Origin of the sequence: Streptomyces sp. TG1A-60, from assembly GCF_037201975.1 — a bacterium.
Lineage (GTDB): Bacteria > Actinomycetota > Actinomycetes > Streptomycetales > Streptomycetaceae > Streptomyces.
In genome coordinates, this window is sequence record NZ_CP147520.1 from 6,511,685 (window position 1) to 6,529,303 (window position 17,619).

A 17,619-nucleotide genomic window follows, 5' to 3' on the forward strand; every position below is an offset into this window, starting at 1 on the left:
CGAAGGGGCGCGGGGAACTGCGCGACCAGCCGCGACGACGCGGCACCCGTCAGTACACCCACGCCCCTACGGCGCCCAGGCCGCAGTCACCTCAACGGCGGCAAGGTTCTTCTTCCCCCGCCGCAACACCAGCCACCGCCCGTGAATGAGGTCCTCCGACGCCGGCACGGCGTCCTCCGCGGTGATCTTGACGTTGTTCACGTAGGCACCGCCCTCCTTCACCGTGCGCCGCCCGGCCGACTTGCTCGGCACCAGGCCGACGTCGGTGAACAGGTCGACCACGGGACCCACCTCGGCGACCCGGACGTGCGGCACTTCGGACAGCGCCGCGGCCAGGGTCTCCTCGTCGAGCTCGGTCAGGTCACCCTGCCCGAAGAGCGCGCGGGAGGCGGCGATCACCGCGGCGGTCTGGTCCGCGCCGTGTACCAGCGTCGTCAGCTCCTCGGCCAGCGCGCGCTGCGCCGCCCGCGCCTGCGGTCGCTCCTCCGTCTGCTGCTCCAGCTCCTCAAGCTCCGCACGGGACTTGAAGGACAGGATCCGCATGTACCGGGTGATGTCCCGATCGTCCACGTTCAGCCAGAACTGGTAGAACGCGTACGGCGTCGTCATGCCCGGGTCGAGCCAGACGGCGCCGCCCTCGGTCTTGCCGAACTTGGTGCCGTCCGCCTTGGTCATCAGCGGCGTGGCCAGCGCGTGCGCCTCGGCGCCCGGCTCCAGCCTGTGGATCAGATCCAGGCCGGCCGTGAGGTTGCCCCACTGGTCGCTGCCGCCCTGCTGGAGCGTGCAGCCGTACCTCCGGTAGAGCTGGAGGAAGTCCATGCCCTGGAGGATCTGGTAGCTGAACTCGGTGTAGCTGATGCCCTGGTCGGACTCCAGCCGACGGGCGACGGAGTCCTTCGTCAGCATCTTGTTGACGCGGAAGTGCTTGCCGATGTCCCGCAGGAACTCGATGGCGGAGAGGCCCTCGGTCCAGTCGAGGTTGTTGACCATGACGGCCGCGTTCGCACCCTCGAAGGACAGGAACGGCTCGATCTGGGCGCGCAGCCTGCCGACCCAGCCGGCGACCGTCTCCGGGTCGTTCAGCGTGCGCTCCGCCGTCGGGCGGGGGTCGCCGATCAGGCCCGTCGCGCCGCCGACCAGCGCCAGCGGCCGGTGACCGGCCTGCTGGAGCCGGCGCACGGTGAGCACCTGCACCAGATGCCCGACGTGCAGGGACGGCGCGGTCGGGTCGAAACCGCAATAGAACGTGACGGGACCGTCCGCGAGCGCCTTGCGCAAAGCGTCCTCGTCGGTGGACAGGGCGAACAGCCCACGCCACTTCAGCTCGTCGACGATGTCCGTCACGGTTCTCGTGTCTCCTCGATGGTCTTCGCAAGGGTTCGCCCGGCAGTCGGGTGACAGCCGGCCACGAACGCCTACGAGGTTATACGCCCTGGCTGACAGAACTCATATTGAAATCCGGCACCCGCAGCGCGGGCATCGCGGCCCTGGTGAAGTAGTCGCTCCACTCGCGCGGCAGCGTCTTCTCCGTGCGCCCGGCCTCCGTGGCACGGCCCAGCAGGTCCACCGGCGACTCGTTGAACCGGAAGTTGTTGACCTCGCCGGTGACCTCGCCGTTCTCCACGAGGTAGACGCCGTCGCGGGTCAGCCCCGTCAGCAGCAGTGTCGCCGGGTCGACCTCGCGGATGTACCACAGGCAGGTCAGCAGCAACCCGCGCCCGGTGCTCGCGACCATCTCCTCCAGGGAACGGTCCTCGCCGCCGTCCAGGATCAGGTTGTCGATCGTCGGCGCCACCGGCAGCCCGGTCAGCCCCGCGCTGTGCCGGGTGGTCGGCAGGTGCGCGATCTCGCCCCGGCTGATCCACTCGGTCGCCGTCAGCGGCAGCCCGTTGTCGAACACCGAGCTGTCGCCGCCGGAGGAGTGGGCCAGCGCGAAGGGCGCGGACTCCAGACCCGGCTCGTGCGGGTCGCTGCGCAGGGTCAGCGGCAGCTCGGTGAGCCGCTCCCCGATCCGCGTACCGCCGCCGGGCTTGCTGAACACCGTCCGGCCCTCGGCCGCGTCCCGCGCCGACGCCGACCACATCTGGTAGATCAGCAGATCCGCCACGGCCGTCGGCGGGAGCAGCGTCTCGTACCGCCCGGCGGGCAGCGGCACCCGCCGCTCCGCCCAGCCCAGCCGTACGGCCAGCTCCGCGTCCAGGGCTCCCGGGTCGACGTCCTTGAAGTCCCGCGTGGAGCGCCCCGCCCAGGCCGAGCGCGTACGGTCCGGGGACTTGGCGTTCAGCTCCAGCGTCCCGTTCGGCTGGTCGTGCCGCAGCCGCAGCCCCGTGGACGTACCGAGATAGCTGGAGACCAGCTCGTGGTTGGCGAAGCCGTACAGCTCCCGGCCGCCCGCCCGCGCGCGTGCGAACGATTCGCCGAGGGCCGGCGCGAAGTCGGCGAACACGGCGGAGGAGGTCTCGGCGGGCGCTTCCGTGAAGTCGGAGGACTGCTCCACACCCGTGACCAGCGGCTGGGCGTCCTCGGCGGGCCCGGCGCCGCGCGCGGCGGCCTCCGCGGCCCGTACCAGCGGCTCCAGCTCCCCGGCGGTGACGGCGGATCGCGACACGACCCCGGAGGCGGTGCCCTCCTTGCCGCCGACGGTGGCGACGACGGTCACCGACCGTCCGCGTGTGACGCCGTTGGTGGTCAGCGCGTTGCCCGCCCAGCGCAGGTTCGCCGTGGAGTACTCGTCGGCGATCACCACGCATCCGTCGGCGCGAGACAGCTCAAGAGCACGCTCGACGATCTCGTGCGGCTGCTGCGCCTTGCTGTTCCGCGCGCTCATCGACCTGCCTCCTGCGTGGTGTTCAGGCTGTGCTCGCCCGGGGGGTGACCCCCGGACCCCCAGCCGAGTCCGTGGTGCGCGCTCATCGACCTGCCTCCTGCGTGGTGTTCAGAATGGTGACGCCCTTGAAGAGGGCCGACGGGCAGCCGTGCGACACGGCGGCGACCTGGCCCGGCTGGGCCTTCCCGCAGTTGAAGGCGCCGCCCAGGACGTACGTCTGCGGCCCGCCCAGGGCCGCCATGGAACCCCAGAAGTCGGTCGTCGTCGCCTGGTACGCGACATCCCGCAGTTGCCCGGTGATCCGCCCGTTCTCGATCCTGAAGAACCGCTGTCCGGTGAACTGGAAGTTGTACCGCTGCATGTCGATGGACCACGACCGGTCCCCGACCACATAGACCCCCCGGTCGACCCCGCCGATCAGATCCTCGGTGGACATCCCGGCCGGGTCCGGCCGCAGCGACACATTGGCCATGCGCTGCACCGGCACATGCCCGGGGGAGTCGGCGTACGCGCAGCCGTTGGAGCGGCCCAGGTCGGTCAATCTCGCGATGCGCCGGTCGAGCTGGTAGCCGACGAGGGTCCCGTCCTTGACCAGGTCCCAGCTCTGGCACTCCACCCCCTCGTCGTCGTACCCGATGGTCGCGAGGCCGTGCTCGGCGGTGCGGTCACCGGTGACGTTCATCAGCTCGGAGCCGTAGCGCAGCTTGCCGAGCTTGTCGAAGGTGGCGAAGGAGGTGCCGGCGTACGCGGCCTCGTAGCCGAGCGCGCGGTCCAGCTCGGTGGCGTGGCCGATGGACTCGTGGATGGTCAGCCACAGGTTGGACGGGTCGACGACCAGGTCGTAGACGCCGGCCTCCACGCTCGGCGCCCGCATCTTCTCGGCGAGCAGCTCCGGGATCCGCGCCAGTTCGTCGTCCCAGTCCCAGCCGGTGCCCGTCAGATACTCCCAGCCCCGCCCGACCGGCGGCGCCAGCGTCCGCATCGAGTCGAACTCCCCGCTGGACTCGTCGACCGACACGGCGGTCAGCGACGGATGCAGGCGTACCCGCTGCTGGGTGGTCACGGTTCCGGCGGTGTCCGCGTAGAACTTGTTCTCGTGCACCGTGAGCAGCGAGGCGTCCACGTGGTCGACCCCGTCGGCCGCCAGCAGCCGTGTGCTCCACTCCGTCAGCAGCGCGGACTTCTCCTGGTCGGGGATGCTGAACGGATCGATCTCGTACGAGGAGATCCAGGTCTTCTCCGCGTGCACCGGCTCGTCCGCCAGCTCGACCCGCTCCTGCGACCCGGCGGCCTCGATGACCCGCGCGGACAGCTTGGCCATCGCCACCGCCTGCGAGGCGACCTTCGCGGCGGCGTCCATCGTGAGATCCACACCGGAGGCGAACCCCCACGTCCCGCCGTGCACCACCCGCACCGCGTACCCGAGGTCGGTCGTGTCCGACGACCCGGCCGGCTTCGCGTCCCGCAGCCGCCAGGACGCGCTGCGCACCCGCTCGAACCGGAAGTCCGCGTGGTCGGCGCCGAGGGCTCGCGCGCGGGCCAGCGCGGCGTCGGCCAGTGCCCTCAGTGGAAGTGCCAGGAATGACTGATCGACTTCGTGGGGCACGGGTGGAATTCCCTTCGGGCGCTTGCCTGTGGTGACCGTCGGAGGCAGTGAATCATGTCTCGCTCGCCGGATCGCTGGGAAAAGTCGCGCCCTCGGCCGGAGCGGAAGGAAGGGACGCCGGCGGCGAAAGGGGCCCGGCCGAGCCGTGGACGACCCTTTCCCTGCACCAGCATCAGCGTGAGGCCGTCGCCGCGGCGGACCGCGGGAACTCGTACCTCACGTGGGGAGTCCCGGACGATCGTCGCCAGGTGACCTTCGCGCGGTAGCACGGGCCAGGAGGACTCGGAGCAGAAGCTCCAGGTCCTGCGGAGGAAGCCGGACGTCCTCTCCTCGTGCGTCGGCTGCGGGGCGCCTGCGAGTCCAAGAACAAGCAGCCCGCGGTCTTCGGGGACACGAAGAACGAGATCGTCCGCGTCTACCAGGCGATGGCCGAGGACAGCCCTTCCCACACCCCCATCCCTCACCCCGTCTCCCGCAAGGGCGGCCCGCCACCCGCCGGGCACGGGAAACAACTCCCGTGCCCGCCCGCACACATCACGTACGACGCGGACTCAGCCGTCCGGGGGCGGGCCCGCCGCGAGCGTCGTGAACGCCACTGGGCCGAGTCGGACGCCTTCCTCCAGCTGCGAGTGACGGAGCCGCTCGCCACCGGCACGCTCGGCTTCGTGGAGACCGTACGGACCCTGGACCTCATGGGGCACCTTCCCGAAGCGACGGAGGATCTGGACGCCAGGATCACCGAGATCCTCCTCACCCGAGAGGTGCGTGACGGGGCGGCCCTCCTGGGCGGGCGCCTGAGGGCGCTGGACGCGATCCGTGTGGCCAGCGCCGTGTCACTGCGGGACGATCTGACCGCACCGGTGACGTACGACCGCAGGATGCCCGACACCGCGCGCGCCGAGGGCCTGTCCGCTCACGCACCCGGCATGGCGGAGTGACGGGAGGGCGTGACGACTGTAACGGGAGGGCGTGACGACTGTAGGGACCCGACAGCACGGAGGGTGAGCCACTGTCGGTGCCCGAATGCCCGCGGGCGGGGCGGGCCCGATAGGTTTTCGAGGAAGGCGCCTGCCGTTCAGGCACGTCCAGGCATTCGGGCAGGTGTTCAGACCGCTATGGAAAGGGTGATCCGTTGAGCCGCTCGGTTCTCGTCACCGGAGGCAACCGGGGCATCGGCCTCGCCATCGCCCGCGCGTTCGCCGACAACGGCGACAAGGTCGCGATCACATACCGCTCGGGTGAGCCGCCGTCCGGCTTCCTGGCGGTCCGGTGCGACATCACCGACCCCGAGCAGGTGGAGCAGGCCTACAAGGAGATCGAGGCCGAGCAGGGCCCGGTCGAGATCCTGATCGCCAACGCGGGCGTCACCAAGGACCAGCTCCTGATGCGCATGTCCGAGGAGGACTTCACCTCGGTCATCGACACCAACCTCACCGGCACCTTCCGCGTCGTCAAGCGAGCCAACCGCGGCATGCTGCGCGCCAAGAAGGGCCGCGTCGTCCTGATCTCCTCGGTCGTGGGCCTGTACGGTTCCCCGGGGCAGGCCAACTACGCCGCCTCCAAGGCCGCCCTGGTCGGCTTCGCGCGCTCGCTCGCCCGTGAGCTGGGCTCGCGCGACATCACCTTCAACGTCGTCGCGCCCGGCTTCGTCGACACCGACATGACCAAGGTGCTCACCGACGAGCAGCGCGCGGGCATCGTGAAGCAGGTGCCGCTCGGCCGGTACGCGCAGCCCGAGGAGATCGCCGCGACGGTGCGGTTCCTCGCCTCGGACGACGCCTCGTACATCACTGGAGCCGTCATCCCCGTAGACGGCGGACTGGGAATGGGTCACTGATCACATGAGCGGAATCCTCGAGGGCAAGCGCGTCCTGATCACCGGTGTGCTGATGGAGTCCTCCATCGCCTTCCACACCGCCAAGCTGGCCCAGGAGCAGGGTGCCGAGATCATCCTCACGGCGTTCCCCCGGCCCACGCTGACCGAGCGCATCGCCAAGAAGCTCCCCAAGCCCACCAAGGTCATCGAACTCGACGTCACCAACGACGAGCACCTCGGCCGCCTGGCCGACATCGTCGGCGAGGAGCTCGGCGGCCTCGACGGCGTCGTGCACTCCATCGGCTTCGCGCCGCAGGACGCCCTCGGCGGCAACTTCCTCAACACGCCGTTCGAGTCGGTCGCCACGGCCATGCACGTGTCGGCGTACTCCCTGAAGTCGCTGACCATGGCCTGCCTGCCGCTGATGCAGAACGGCGGCTCGGTCGTCGGCCTCACCTTCGACGCGCAGTACGCCTGGCCGCAGTACGACTGGATGGGCCCGGCCAAGGCCGCCCTGGAGGCCACCAGCCGCTACATGGCGCGTGACCTGGGCAAGCAGAACATCCGCTGCAACCTCGTCTCCGCCGGCCCCCTCGCCTCCATGGCCGCCAAGTCCATCCCGGGCTTCGGCGAGCTGGCCGCCGTGTGGGACGACCGCTCGCCCCTGGAGTGGGACCTCAAGGACCCCGACCCGGCCGGCCGCGGTGTCGTCGCGCTGCTCAGCGACTGGTTCCCGAAGACCACGGGCGAGATCGTCCACGTGGACGGCGGGCTGCACGCGATCGGCGCGTGAGCGCCGCGACCGGGGGCTCCACCGAAGGTTCGAGGGCGCGCATCCATTCGGGTGCGCGCCCTCGCCCTACTCCTCTGAGCCGAGACTGTCACTCGTTCGGCTCATCCGACGGGCCGCCGGGGCCGGGTGCCGCGCACGCTGGACGTACACCGCCCAGCCACTCGGCCGAGGAGGTCCCCCTTGTGCGCGTCTCCCGCAGCATCGCCCCAGCGGCCGTCGTCCTGGCTCTCGCACTGACCCTCCCGACCGAAGCGACACCGTACGCGCGCGTAGAGGACGAAGAGCGCCACGCGCGCGTACAGGGCGCAAAGGGCCACGCGCGCGTGGCCGGCAAGCCCGATCCGTTCGGGGCGGCCTGCCGTAGCACCGTCCTCGGCTCCCAGGTGATCGCGCACTGCTTCAACCCCCACGCGACCGTCGACCGCGTCCGGCTGCACATCGAGTGCGAGCGCTGGTGGGACATCGACAGCGACGGCGCCCCGGTCGAGACGGGGCCCGCGCAGACCGTACGGCTCACCGGGCGCTGCTGGAAGGAGGTCCACTCGGTGTGGTTCAGTCACCAGCGGCCGGACGACTGACCCGTCCCGGGCGGCAGTGGAAGGGATACCCGGCGGCCTCGGCCGCGGCGGTCTCCGCGTCGCCCGCGCGGATCGCGTCCACGAGCCGGGTGTGGTCGAGGTACGCCTCCGGGGTCAGCTCCTCGCCCACGTCACCGCGCAGCCAGTCCCGCAGCACCTCGCCCAGGTCGGCGTAGACGGCCGTGACGACGTCGTTGTGGGACGCGGCCACGACCGGCATGTGGAACGCCGCGTCGGCGGTCACGAAAACCTCCGTGTCGCCCGACGCCCACGCCTCCTCACGGCGTACGAGAAGCGCTTCCAGCTGCTTCAGCTCCTTCTCGGTGCGCCGCGCGGCGGCCAGTTTCGCGGCGCTCGACTCCAGGGCGGAGCGCAGCTCGGCGATGTGGGCGGGGTCGGCGTCCGCGAAGCGGCGGTGCATCACGCCCGCGAGTTCGCTGGTCGCGACGACGTAGGTGCCGGAGCCCTGGCGGATGTCGAGCAGACCGTTGTGCGCGAGCGCGCGGACGGCCTCGGTGGTCGTCGGCATCGTCCTGACCGCCCTCAACCTCCGCCCCGCCATCACCAGCCTCGGCGCCCTCCTCGAAGAGGTGCGCGCCGGACTCGGCATGACCGGCAGCGTCGCCGGGCTCCTCACCTCCGTACCGCCGCTCTGCTTCGCCGTCTTCGGCGTCATGGCGCCCCGGCTCGCCCGCCGCTTCGGCCCGGCCGCCGTCGTCTGCGCCGGCATGGTCGCCATCGCCTCCGGCCTGCTGATCCGGCCGTACGCCGGCGGCGCGGCCGGCTTCCTGGCCGCGAGCACCCTCGCCCTGATGGGCATCGCCGTCAGCAACGTCCTGATGCCCGTCATCGTCAAACGCTGGTTCCCCGACCGGATCGGCTCCATGACGGGCCTCTACTCCATGGCCCTCGCCCTCGGCACCTCGTCCGCCGCGGCCGTCACCGTGCCCATGACGAAGGCGCTGGGCGGGAGTTGGCAGACCGGACTCGCCGTATGGGCGCTCCTCGCGGTCGGGGCCGTGGTTCCGTGGCTGCCCTTCGTACGGGAACGCGGCGGGCGCTCCGCCGAGCGGGGCTCCCCACGTGGGGGAGGGCCCGCCGTACAGGCCCCCACGCGCGCGGAGAGGCACACCGAGGAGGCCCCCGCGCTGCGGATCACCCGGAGTCGTACGGCCTGGGCGCTCGCCGTGTTCTTCGGGCTTCAGGCGACCGCCGCGTACATCACGATGGGGTGGATGGCGCAGATCTTCCGTGACGCGGGGGTCGCGGCCGGCACGGCGGGGCTGTTGCTGGCCGTCACGATGGTGATGGGCGTCCCGCTGGCCTTCGTGATCCCCCGGCTCGCCACCCGGCTGCCCCGCCAGGGGCCGATCGTGGTCGTACTGGGCGTCTGCGGGCTCCTCGGGTACGGCGGCCTCCACCTCGCCCCGGTGGCGGGCGCCTGGGCGTGGGCGGTGCTGATCGGCATAGCCAACTGCTCCTTCCCGCTGGCGCTGACGATGGTCGGTATGCGGGCCCGGACCGGCGCGGGCGTGGTCAAGCTGTCGGCGTTCGCACAGAGCACGGGGTACCTGATCTCGATCCCCGGCCCGCTCCTCGTCGGCGTCCTCCACCAGCACAGCGGCGGCTGGGGCCTGCCCCTGGCCCTCATGGCCGCCCTGATGCTCCCGCAGGTCGCGGCGGGCATCCTGGCCGGCCGTGACCGGGTGGTGGAGGACGAGGCGGCCCGTTGAGCCGGACCCCGACGGCTTCACCGGGCGGCAGGGGTGCGAGACTGGGCGCATGCCAGTGCTCGACCCGAACCCCCAGAACGGCCAGAAGAAGATGCTCCTGGTCTTCGGCTCGTTCCTCGCCATCTTCATCGTCATCGGAGTCATCGCGGCCATCGCGTCCCCCTGACGCACCACGCCGGTCGGGCCGTCGGAGCCGGTCGGCCCCGACGCCGCCGGCCCCGACGCCGCCGACGCCGAGGGGTGGAGCCGGCACCCGCGTCCCCTAGGGGTGAGTCTCAGGGTGAAGTGGGTGGATCACCGGATGGGACGAACCGTCGGCATTCCGTAGTTTCGAGGGTGTGGCCGCAGGAGACCCGCGAGGGCCCACGGAGGACCGGGCCACGCAGGACCCGAGAGACCACGGAGGCGGCATGTCGGCCCGTACGCACACCCGGCCCCACCCGGCGACCACGAGCGGCGTCGACGTCCGGCTGCGGTGGTGGGCGGTCGCCCTGCCCGCCCTCGGCTTCGTCACCCTCCTGTTGTTCCTCAACCCCGCGGAAGCCCGCGCGGCGAGCGGCGACCCCATGATCGCCCACCTCTGGGACCGCCTGCAGCAGGCACTGCTGAGCCACATACCGTGACGGGCGGCCCGGCCCCTGGAGCACCTGTACGGGCGTCGGGCGGACGCACTCCAACTCCCTGCGCCCCATGGCGTGGTTCGTGCGAAGCTGGGACACATGAGCGTCGCAGAACCTCGCAGGATTGTCCTCTTCCGGCATGCGAAAGCCGACTGGCCACAGGTGTCCGACCACGACCGGCCGCTCGCCGACCGGGGCCGCATGGACGCCGCCGTCGCCGGACGCAGGCTGGCCGACTCCGGCATCCCCTTCGACCTTGCCCTCTGCTCCACTGCCGTCAGGACCCGGGAGACCTGGAAGCTCGCCGTCCATGAACTTCCCGAGCGGCCGAAAACGGTCTACGAGGAGCGGATCTACGAGGCCTCGCCCGGCGAGTTGATCACCCTGCTCAACGAAACCCCGGACGACGCGCACAACGTCCTCCTGATCGGCCACAACCCCGGAGTCCAGGGCCTCGCCGACATCCTCGCCGGCCGCGCCGAGGGCGACGCCCGCGACCGCATGAACCGCCACGGGTATCCGGCCGCCGCCTTCGCCGTGCTCTCCTTCGAGGGTTCCTGGAAGAGCCTGGAGCCGGGCGCGGCCACACTGGCCGGCTACTGGGCGCCCACGGAATAGCCCGGCCGCACCGCCGCACTGCCTCGCCGCCACACTGCCTCACCGGCACCGGGCACGACGAAGGCCCGGCACCGCCTCGGTGCCGGGCCTTCCCGTACGCCGCGCTACTCGTCGTGGGTGTCCGCCGCCTCGACCTCTTCCCGCGTGACCCCGAGCAGGTACAGCACGGTGTCGAGGAAGGGGAAGTTCACCGCGGTGTGCGCGGCCTCGCGGACCACCGGCTTGGCGTTGAAGGCGACGCCCAGACCGGCCGCGTTGAGCATGTCGAGGTCGTTGGCGCCGTCGCCGATCGCCACGGTCTGGGCCAGCGGCACGCCCGCCTCGGCGGCGAACCGACGCAGCAGCCGCGCCTTGCCCGCGCGGTCCACGATCTCGCCGACGACCTTGCCGGTGAGCTTCCCGTCGACGATCTCCAGCGTGTTGGCCTGAGCGAAGTCGAGCCCCAGCCGCACCATGAGGTCGTCCGTGACCTGGGTGAACCCGCCCGAGACGACACCGACTTGGAAGCCGAGCCGCTTCAGCGTCCGGATGAGTGTGCGCGCCCCCGGCGTGAGTCGCACCTCGCTGCGCACCTTCTCCACCACCGAGGCGTCGAGCCCCTCCAGCAGCGCCACGCGCGCGTGCAGCGACTGCTCGAAGTCCAGCTCCCCGCGCATCGCGGCGGCCGTCACCTCGGCGACCTCCTTCTCGCACCCGGCGTGCGCGGCGAAGAGCTCGATCACCTCGTCCTGGATGAGCGTGGAGTCCACGTCCATGACCACCAGCCGCTGGGCCCGCCGGTGCAGCCCCGCCGCGACCACGGCCACGTCCACACCCAGCGCCACCGACTCGGTCACCAGCGCGGTCCGCAGCACCTCCGGCTCCGTACCGGACACCGCGAACTCCACGGCCGTCACCGGGTACTTGGCGAGCCGGAAGATGCGGTCGATGTTGCCGCCGGTCGCCGTGATCCGCGCGGCGATCCGGGCAGTGGACTCGGCGGTCAGCGGGTGGCCGAGGACGGTGACGTGCGAGCGGCCGAGGCCACGCGGCCGGTTGTCGCCCAGGCCGGAGATGATCTCCGCCTGCATCTTCATCGACTCCGCCCAGCTGTGGACGGTCGCCCGCAGGTCGCCCTCCCGCCCGGCGGGCGGCGCGGTCACGAGCGCGCACAGCACGATCCGGCCACGGGTGACGACCTGCTCGATGTCGACCACGTCGACGGAGTACGCGGCAAGGATGTCGAACAGCCCGGCGGTGATGCCCGGCCGGTCCTTGCCGAAGATCTTGACGAGAAGAGTGGGGACGTCAGAGGAGGTCTGCGAAGCGCTCATGATGTGCCCACCGTATCCGGCGCCCCGTGCCTTTTGCCCTTGAGGTCCGCCCAGCGGACGGAGAACACCGGGTCACCGGCGACCGAAGCGCACCCGGATCGTGTACGACGCCCGGAGCGCCCCTCGGTCACCCCCGTCCCGGGAGGTACCTCAACGCCCCCGTGGACCCCGCGGGGGCGGCGGCCCCTCCTCCGGAGGCGGCGGTGGCGGAGGCCAGACACCCGATCCGGACCCCGACCCCTGCCTCGCCCCCGGTCCGGTACCCGCCCCTGTCCCCGCACCGGACCCCGGCCGTCGCCCCGGCCGCCGGGGCGGCGGCGTGAGCCGCCGCACCACCGTGGGCGCCCCGTGCACATCCGGAGGCCGCGGCGCTCCTGGGCCTCCGGAGCCCTTCGAGGCACCCGGGTCGCCCGCACCCCGTCCCTCCACACCTCGCCCCGCCGGTCCCTGCCCGTCCTCCCCGGACCGGGGCTCCCGCGACCTCGGCGGTTCCTGTGGCCTCCGCAGTTCGTCCGGCAGCCGCAGATACGGATTGGTGTCCGGGTTCGGCGGCCGGTACGGCGTGCCCGGCGCGTACGGTCCCGAGGCGGAGACCGAGGCATGGGCCTCGGCGATCCCCGCCGGCCCGGCCCCCTGCGTGTCCCCCCGCGCCAACGGCGAGGCCCGCCCCCCGGCAGCCCCGGTCGCACACGCCACCAGCGCCCCAGCAGCCCCCGCGCCCCCGCCCCACAGCATGCCCAGCACCAAGGCGGTCGCCGCCCGCCCGCGCAGCTCGATCCCCGCGTCGAAGGCGTCGATGCCGAAGAGGGCGAGAGAGGCGTCCACGGAGACCTCCGACAGCCGGACGAGCAGGGGCAGCGCCACCGCCGTCGCGAGACCGAGCCGAAGAGCGCAGCGCCCCGCGAAGCCGAGCGCGCCCCCGACCCGTACATCCGCACCGGTCGTTCCCCCGGCAGCGGTGCCGGTCAATACCCGCGCAAAAGGCGTACGTACGGCGGTCAGGACCCCGGCGAGCAACATCATCAGCGCGGTGGCGACGCCCAACAGCCAGACGCGGTCGTCCAGTTCGGCGAGGCGCCCGAGCGTGACGGGTTCGGTCGCGTCGACGCGGAGCAGCTGGTCGATGGGGTCCGGCAGGAGGTCGGCCAGTCGGCCGGTGACTTCGCCGTCCCAGGGGACGAGGAGGCCGATGGGGACGCCGAGCCAGACGCCGTTGGGCGTGCCGAGAAGGGCCGCGCCGGCGATCCGCCTGGGGTGGGGATCGCCGATCGCCGCGTACACCGCCGCCGCGAGCCCGGCCAGGACCGCCACCAGCAGCACGGTGACCACGGCGGACACGGCCGGCCGTACGGCCCGGTGCACGGCGGCCAGGCCGCGCGGCAGGGGAGTGCGGCGCGAGGCCAGCAGGGCGATCAGCAGCACTCCGGCGCACCAGAGCAGGCCGCCGAGCAGGGTCGGAGCGGTGTCGACGGTGAAGCCGACCTCGGCGTTCGCGTCCGCCAGGCCACCCAGCCGGTCCGGCAGCAGCCCGCCGCCGATGTCCCCGAGGTCACCGAGCCCCGGGATCTCCACGTTGTCGAGGCCGTCGCCGCCCGGCAGCTCGTCGATCTCCAGCCGGCTCCCGTCGAGGGTGACGACGGCGTCGCCGGCCCAGGCCAGTCCGCCCATCAGCGCCACGAAGAGCGCGAGCACCGTGCCCGCGCGCGCGAGGAGTTCGGTCGGCGCGAGCACAACTCCCGCGCCGCGCAGGGACCGCAGGAAGAACCACGACAGCACGAGCGCCCCCACCAGGCCGACCCCCAGTGGCGTGATCTCGATGGCGGTGGTCGCCTGAGCTCCTTCCAGGCCGAAGACGGACACATCGCCGGACGGTGTCACCGACCCACCCGCCCCGAGCGCCACAACCGCCGCCGTCATGGGACCGAGTTCGCCGGCCGAATCGGCCTCCAGCAGATGCAGACCGAGCGCCGCCGTCGCCGCCATCCCGATCAACGCCCAGCTCACGGCGGCGATCGCCGAGAACAGCACGTCCCCCCACGGCACGCTCCGGCCCCGGCCGGCGTTCTGCTCGCTCATGGTCGGACCCCCCGATCCGCATCGCGGCGTTGCACCGCCGATGTCCCCCTCGCGTGGGAATACCACTCTCCGGCCTGGTTTCAACCCCGTCAACGGGACCGGTCGATGCCTCCGTACGCACTCTTCGCAAGGCCCGACTTTCGGTCAGGGGACCGAGCCTGAAATAGTTCCCCCCGATGTTCGCCATCCCTAGACTCCCTGTGTTGGGGGTAATTCGGGGACAACTCAGTGGGGCATGGAGTGCCGGAACTCGTACTGGAATTGAACGGACAAACCTGGACGCTCGATCCGTCCAGGGCATACACCCTCGGACGTGATCCGCAGGGGGACATAGTGTTCGACGACGCCAGGGTGTCCTGGCGTCACGCCACGATCAGCTTCAGCGGCCGTGGTTGGGTGATCGAGGACCACGGCAGCACCAACGGCACCTTCGTACAGGGCCAGCGGATCCACCAGGTGGAGGTCGGCCCCGGCTCGGCCGTGCACCTGGGCAACGCGACCGACGGCCCGAGACTCAACCTCTCCGTCGCCGCCGCGGGCGTCGCCGCGCCGCCGCGGCAGCCGTACGCCGCTCAGGGCGCGAGCGCCGGCTACGCCGCCCAGCAGGTCCCGCAGCAGCAGGCACCGCAGGCGGGCTGGCAGCAGCCGCCGCAGGCCCAGGTCCCGCGACAGCAGGGCTACCCCCAGCAGGGCCCGGGTGGTGGCGCTGGGGCGCCTCCGGTCCACGGCGACCGCAGCCCGACCACGTTCCACCAGCTGGCACTCGGCCGTGTCATGCGCATCGGCCGTGCCCTGGAGAACGACCTGGTCGTCTCCGACCTGCAGGTCTCGCGCAACCACGCCGAGTTCCACGCGACGCCCGACGGGCGCTTCGAGATCCGCGACCTCGGCTCGCACAACGGCACGTTCGTCAACGGTGTGCCGATCGCCAAGGGCGGCACGGCACTCCTCGGCCCGAACGACGTCGTCGGCGTCGGACACTCGACGTTCCGGATCACCGGCGACCGCCTGGAAGAGCTCGTCGACACCGGTGAGGTCTCCTTCTCCGCACGCCATCTGACGGTCACCGTCGACGGTGGCAAGCAGATCCTGAAGGACGTCTCCTTCGGCGTGCCGGAGAAGTCGCTCATCGCCGTCATCGGCCCCTCGGGCTCCGGCAAGTCCACCCTGCTGAAGGCGCTCACGGGCTACCGCCCCGCCAACCAGGGCGACGTCCTCTACGACAACCGGAACCTGTACAAGCAGTTCGCCGAGCTGCGCCAGCGCATCGGTCTCGTCCCGCAGGACGACATCCTGCACAAGGAACTGACCGTCAGGAAGGCGCTGACCTACGCGGCCAAGCTGCGCTTCCCCGCCGACACCACCGGCGTCGAGCGCGCGGCCCGGATCGACGAGGTGCTGCGCGAGCTCAAGCTCGACATCCACAAGGACAAGAAGGTCACCTCCCTCTCCGGCGGCCAGCGCAAGCGCGTCTCGGTCGCCCTGGAGCTGCTGACCAAGCCGTCGCTGATCTTCCTGGACGAGCCGACCTCCGGCCTCGACCCGGGCATGGACCGCGACGTCATGCAGCTGCTGCGCGGCCTCGCCGACGACGGCCGTACGGTCCTGGTGGTCACCCACTCCGTGGCCGAGCTGGCGATCTGCGACAAGCTGCTGGTGATGGCCCCGGGCGGCTCGGTGGCGTACTTCGGTCCGCCCGAGGAGGCCCTGAACTTCTTCGGCTACGAGACCTGGGCCGACGTCTTCTCCGCCTTCGAGAACTACCGCGACTACGACTGGGCGGGCCGCTGGAAGGGCTCGCAGCACTACCAGATGTACGCGGCGGACATCGACGCCGTCGCCGCGCAGTCGGTGCACATGCCGCCGCCGCGGTCGATGCGCCCACCGAAGCCGCAGAGCTGGTTCTCCCAGCTCGGCACGCTGGTCCGGCGCTATGTCTCGGTGATCGCGTCCGACAAGGGCTTCCTGGCGCTGACGGTGGTCCTGCCGGCTGTCCTCGGCGCGGTGAGCCTGCTCATCGACCCCGACAAGGACCTGCTGGTCAGGGGCATCAACCCGCAGACGCAGATGCCCGTCCCGAACGGCACGGCCGCCACCGTGCTGCTGATCCTCGCGGTCGGCGCGTGCTTCGCGGGCGCCGCCAACTCGGTCCGTGAGCTGATCAAGGAACGGGTGATCTACGAGCGGGAGCGGGCGACCGGCCTGTCGCGTTCGGCGTACCTGATGTCCAAGGTGATCGTCCTCGGCGCGGTCACCGTGTTCCAGGGCGCCATGGTCGGCGTGATCGGTTTCTCCAGCCGCACGATCCCGGACGAGGCGCTGATCTTCGGCACCGGCAAGCTCGCCGTCATGCTCGAACTCTCCATCCCGATCATGGGGCTCGGCTTCACGTCCATGATGTTCGGCCTGGTCATCTCCTCGCTGGTGAAGACCGCCGAGAAGACGATGCCGCTGCTGGTCATGTTCGCGATCGTCCAGGTCGTGTTCACCGGCTGCCTCTTCGCCCTGCACGGCAGCCCCGGCGTCAACGAGTTCTCGTACCTGATGCCGTCGCGCTGGGCGGTCGCCGCGGCGGGCGCCACGCTGGACTTCAACAACATCAGTCCGCCCAAGGAGAAGGGCGACACGGACCCGCTGTGGGACCACACCGTCGGCGCCTACGGCATCGACATGATCGCCCTGATCGTGCTCGGCGTGGTCTGCGGTGTCCTCGTGGCCCGCTTCCTGCGTCGCCACGAGCCGGAGGTCATGCGGAAGTAGCCCGGGGCACGGACGCAGGAAGGGCGGCACCCGCACAGGGTGCCGCCCTTTCACGCCTCAGAGGTCCGCGCGGCCTCAGTACGCGCTGTTGACGTTGTCGATCGAGCCGTAGCGGTCGGCCGCGTAGTTGGCGGCGGCCGTCAGGTTGGCGACCGGGTCGTACTGGCTCCAGGCCGTGCCCGGGACGTGGTAGGCGTCGAAGGTCGGCTTGATGACCTGCAGCAGACCGATCGACGGAACACCGTTCTTGGCGTTGATGTCCCAGTTGTTGATGGCGTTCGGGTTGCCCGAGGACTCCCGCATGATGTTCTTGTGCAGGCCGTTGTAGGTGCCCGGGATCTTGTGCTTCTTCATGATGTCGAGTGCCTCACGGATCCAGCCGTCGAGGTTGTCCGGGTACGTCTTCGCGGCGGCGGCCTTGAGCTCGGCGGCGCGCTTGGCGGACCGGCTCGCGGCCTCCTTCTTCGCGCGCTCCTGCTCGGCCTTCTTCTTCGCCGCCGCCGCCGCGGCGGCCTTCTTGTCGGCGGCGGCCTTCTTGTCGGCGTCGGCCGCCTGGTCGGTGACGCTCGCCTTCACCGCCTGGGCCGTGTTCTGGCTGAACGCCACCGGAGCCGCGGACACCGTCTGCGCGGAGGTCTGAGCCTCGGCCGGCACCAGCGAGAACGCGAGGGAGGCGGCGCCGACGGCGGCCACTCCGGCGAACGACAGCTTGTGGGTCTTGGTCAGGGCGAGACGGTTGCGGAGGATGTTGGCGTTCTTGGGCATGAGTGATGGACCTCTTCGAATAGCGCGGAGGTCGCTCTCGGGCCGGTTCAGGACACTGCTCTTCCAGCGCAAACGCCGCGGGGAAATCCGCGGCGTCGAGCGACGTCAACCATT

Annotated in this window: 15 protein-coding genes and 1 pseudogene; 9 read left to right on the forward strand and 7 right to left on the reverse strand. The window is 71.2% G+C overall.

Annotated elements, in window-relative coordinates:
• Nucleotides 1-66: 66 nt before the first annotated feature.
• From tyrS to WBG99_RS28410, 3 genes are all read right to left on the reverse strand, one after another.
• Nucleotides 67-1,344: a tyrosine--tRNA ligase gene (gene tyrS / locus WBG99_RS28400; protein WP_338899029.1), complete on the reverse strand. Its 1,278-nt coding sequence runs from the start codon at nt 1,342-1,344 to the stop codon at nt 67-69.
• A gap of 79 nt (nt 1,345-1,423) precedes the next feature.
• Nucleotides 1,424-2,827, reverse strand: a complete 1,404-nt coding sequence (locus WBG99_RS28405) for a metallopeptidase TldD-related protein (RefSeq protein ID WP_338899030.1) — start codon at nt 2,825-2,827, stop codon at nt 1,424-1,426.
• Nucleotides 2,828-2,909: 82 nt separating this feature from the next.
• Nucleotides 2,910-4,433: a TldD/PmbA family protein gene (locus WBG99_RS28410; RefSeq protein ID WP_338899031.1), complete on the reverse strand. Its 1,524-nt coding sequence runs from the start codon at nt 4,431-4,433 to the stop codon at nt 2,910-2,912.
• A gap of 332 nt (nt 4,434-4,765) precedes the next feature.
• Between WBG99_RS28410 and WBG99_RS28415 the strand changes: the two genes are divergently transcribed.
• The 4 genes from WBG99_RS28415 (at nt 4,766) to WBG99_RS28430 (ending at nt 7,620) form a co-directional block, all read left to right on the forward strand.
• Nucleotides 4,766-5,371 (forward strand): hypothetical protein, encoded by a 606-nt coding sequence (locus WBG99_RS28415; RefSeq protein WP_338899032.1) that lies wholly within the window; start codon nt 4,766-4,768, stop codon nt 5,369-5,371.
• A 194-nt stretch (nt 5,372-5,565) separates the two neighbouring features.
• Nucleotides 5,566-6,270, forward strand: a complete 705-nt coding sequence (gene fabG / locus WBG99_RS28420) for a 3-oxoacyl-[acyl-carrier-protein] reductase (protein WP_338899033.1) — start codon at nt 5,566-5,568, stop codon at nt 6,268-6,270.
• 4 nt (nt 6,271-6,274) lie between these two features.
• A complete protein-coding gene (fabI, locus tag WBG99_RS28425) occupies nt 6,275-7,042 on the forward strand; it encodes an enoyl-ACP reductase FabI (protein ID WP_338899034.1) in 768 nt (255 codons plus the stop codon).
• Nucleotides 7,043-7,224: 182 nt separating this feature from the next.
• Nucleotides 7,225-7,620, forward strand: a complete 396-nt coding sequence (locus tag WBG99_RS28430) for a hypothetical protein (RefSeq protein WP_338899035.1) — start codon at nt 7,225-7,227, stop codon at nt 7,618-7,620.
• Here WBG99_RS28430 and WBG99_RS28435 read toward each other — a convergent pair.
• Nucleotides 7,595-8,134: pseudogene (locus tag WBG99_RS28435) on the reverse strand (FCD domain-containing protein); the annotation flags it as partial. The gene WBG99_RS28430 and the pseudogene WBG99_RS28435 sit on opposite strands and share 26 nt — an antisense overlap.
• Here WBG99_RS28435 and WBG99_RS28440 point away from each other — a divergent pair.
• The 4 genes from WBG99_RS28440 (at nt 8,094) to WBG99_RS28455 (ending at nt 10,591) form a co-directional block, all read left to right on the forward strand.
• Nucleotides 8,094-9,353, forward strand: coding sequence for an MFS transporter (locus WBG99_RS28440; protein WP_338899036.1), 1,260 nt, complete (start codon nt 8,094-8,096; stop codon nt 9,351-9,353). The pseudogene WBG99_RS28435 and the gene WBG99_RS28440 overlap by 41 nt on opposite strands.
• 49 nt (nt 9,354-9,402) lie before the next feature.
• Nucleotides 9,403-9,519: an SGM_5486 family transporter-associated protein gene (locus WBG99_RS28445; protein ID WP_338899037.1), complete on the forward strand. Its 117-nt coding sequence runs from the start codon at nt 9,403-9,405 to the stop codon at nt 9,517-9,519.
• Nucleotides 9,520-9,763: 244 nt separating this feature from the next.
• Nucleotides 9,764-9,976 (forward strand): hypothetical protein, encoded by a 213-nt coding sequence (locus tag WBG99_RS28450; protein WP_338899038.1) that lies wholly within the window; start codon nt 9,764-9,766, stop codon nt 9,974-9,976.
• 96 nt (nt 9,977-10,072) lie between these two features.
• Nucleotides 10,073-10,591, forward strand: coding sequence for a histidine phosphatase family protein (locus WBG99_RS28455; RefSeq protein ID WP_338899039.1), 519 nt, complete (start codon nt 10,073-10,075; stop codon nt 10,589-10,591).
• Nucleotides 10,592-10,695: 104 nt separating this feature from the next.
• Here the strand turns inward: WBG99_RS28455 and serB are convergent, their stop codons facing one another.
• Together serB and WBG99_RS28465 are read right to left on the reverse strand one after the other, a co-directional pair.
• On the reverse strand, nt 10,696-11,904 hold the full coding sequence (gene serB / locus WBG99_RS28460; RefSeq protein WP_338899040.1) for a phosphoserine phosphatase SerB: 1,209 nt from the start codon (nt 11,902-11,904) through the stop codon (nt 10,696-10,698).
• A 150-nt stretch (nt 11,905-12,054) separates the two neighbouring features.
• Nucleotides 12,055-13,980, reverse strand: a complete 1,926-nt coding sequence (locus tag WBG99_RS28465; protein ID WP_338899041.1) for a streptophobe family protein — start codon at nt 13,978-13,980, stop codon at nt 12,055-12,057.
• 240 nt (nt 13,981-14,220) lie between these two features.
• Between WBG99_RS28465 and WBG99_RS28470 the strand changes: the two genes are divergently transcribed.
• Complete coding sequence (locus WBG99_RS28470) at nt 14,221-16,740, forward strand: FHA domain-containing protein (RefSeq protein ID WP_338899042.1); 2,520 nt, start codon at nt 14,221-14,223, stop codon at nt 16,738-16,740.
• Between the two features lie 75 nt (nt 16,741-16,815).
• Here the strand turns inward: WBG99_RS28470 and WBG99_RS28475 are convergent, their stop codons facing one another.
• Nucleotides 16,816-17,505, reverse strand: a complete 690-nt coding sequence (locus WBG99_RS28475; protein ID WP_338899043.1) for a transglycosylase SLT domain-containing protein — start codon at nt 17,503-17,505, stop codon at nt 16,816-16,818.
• Nucleotides 17,506-17,619: the final 114 nt, after the last annotated feature.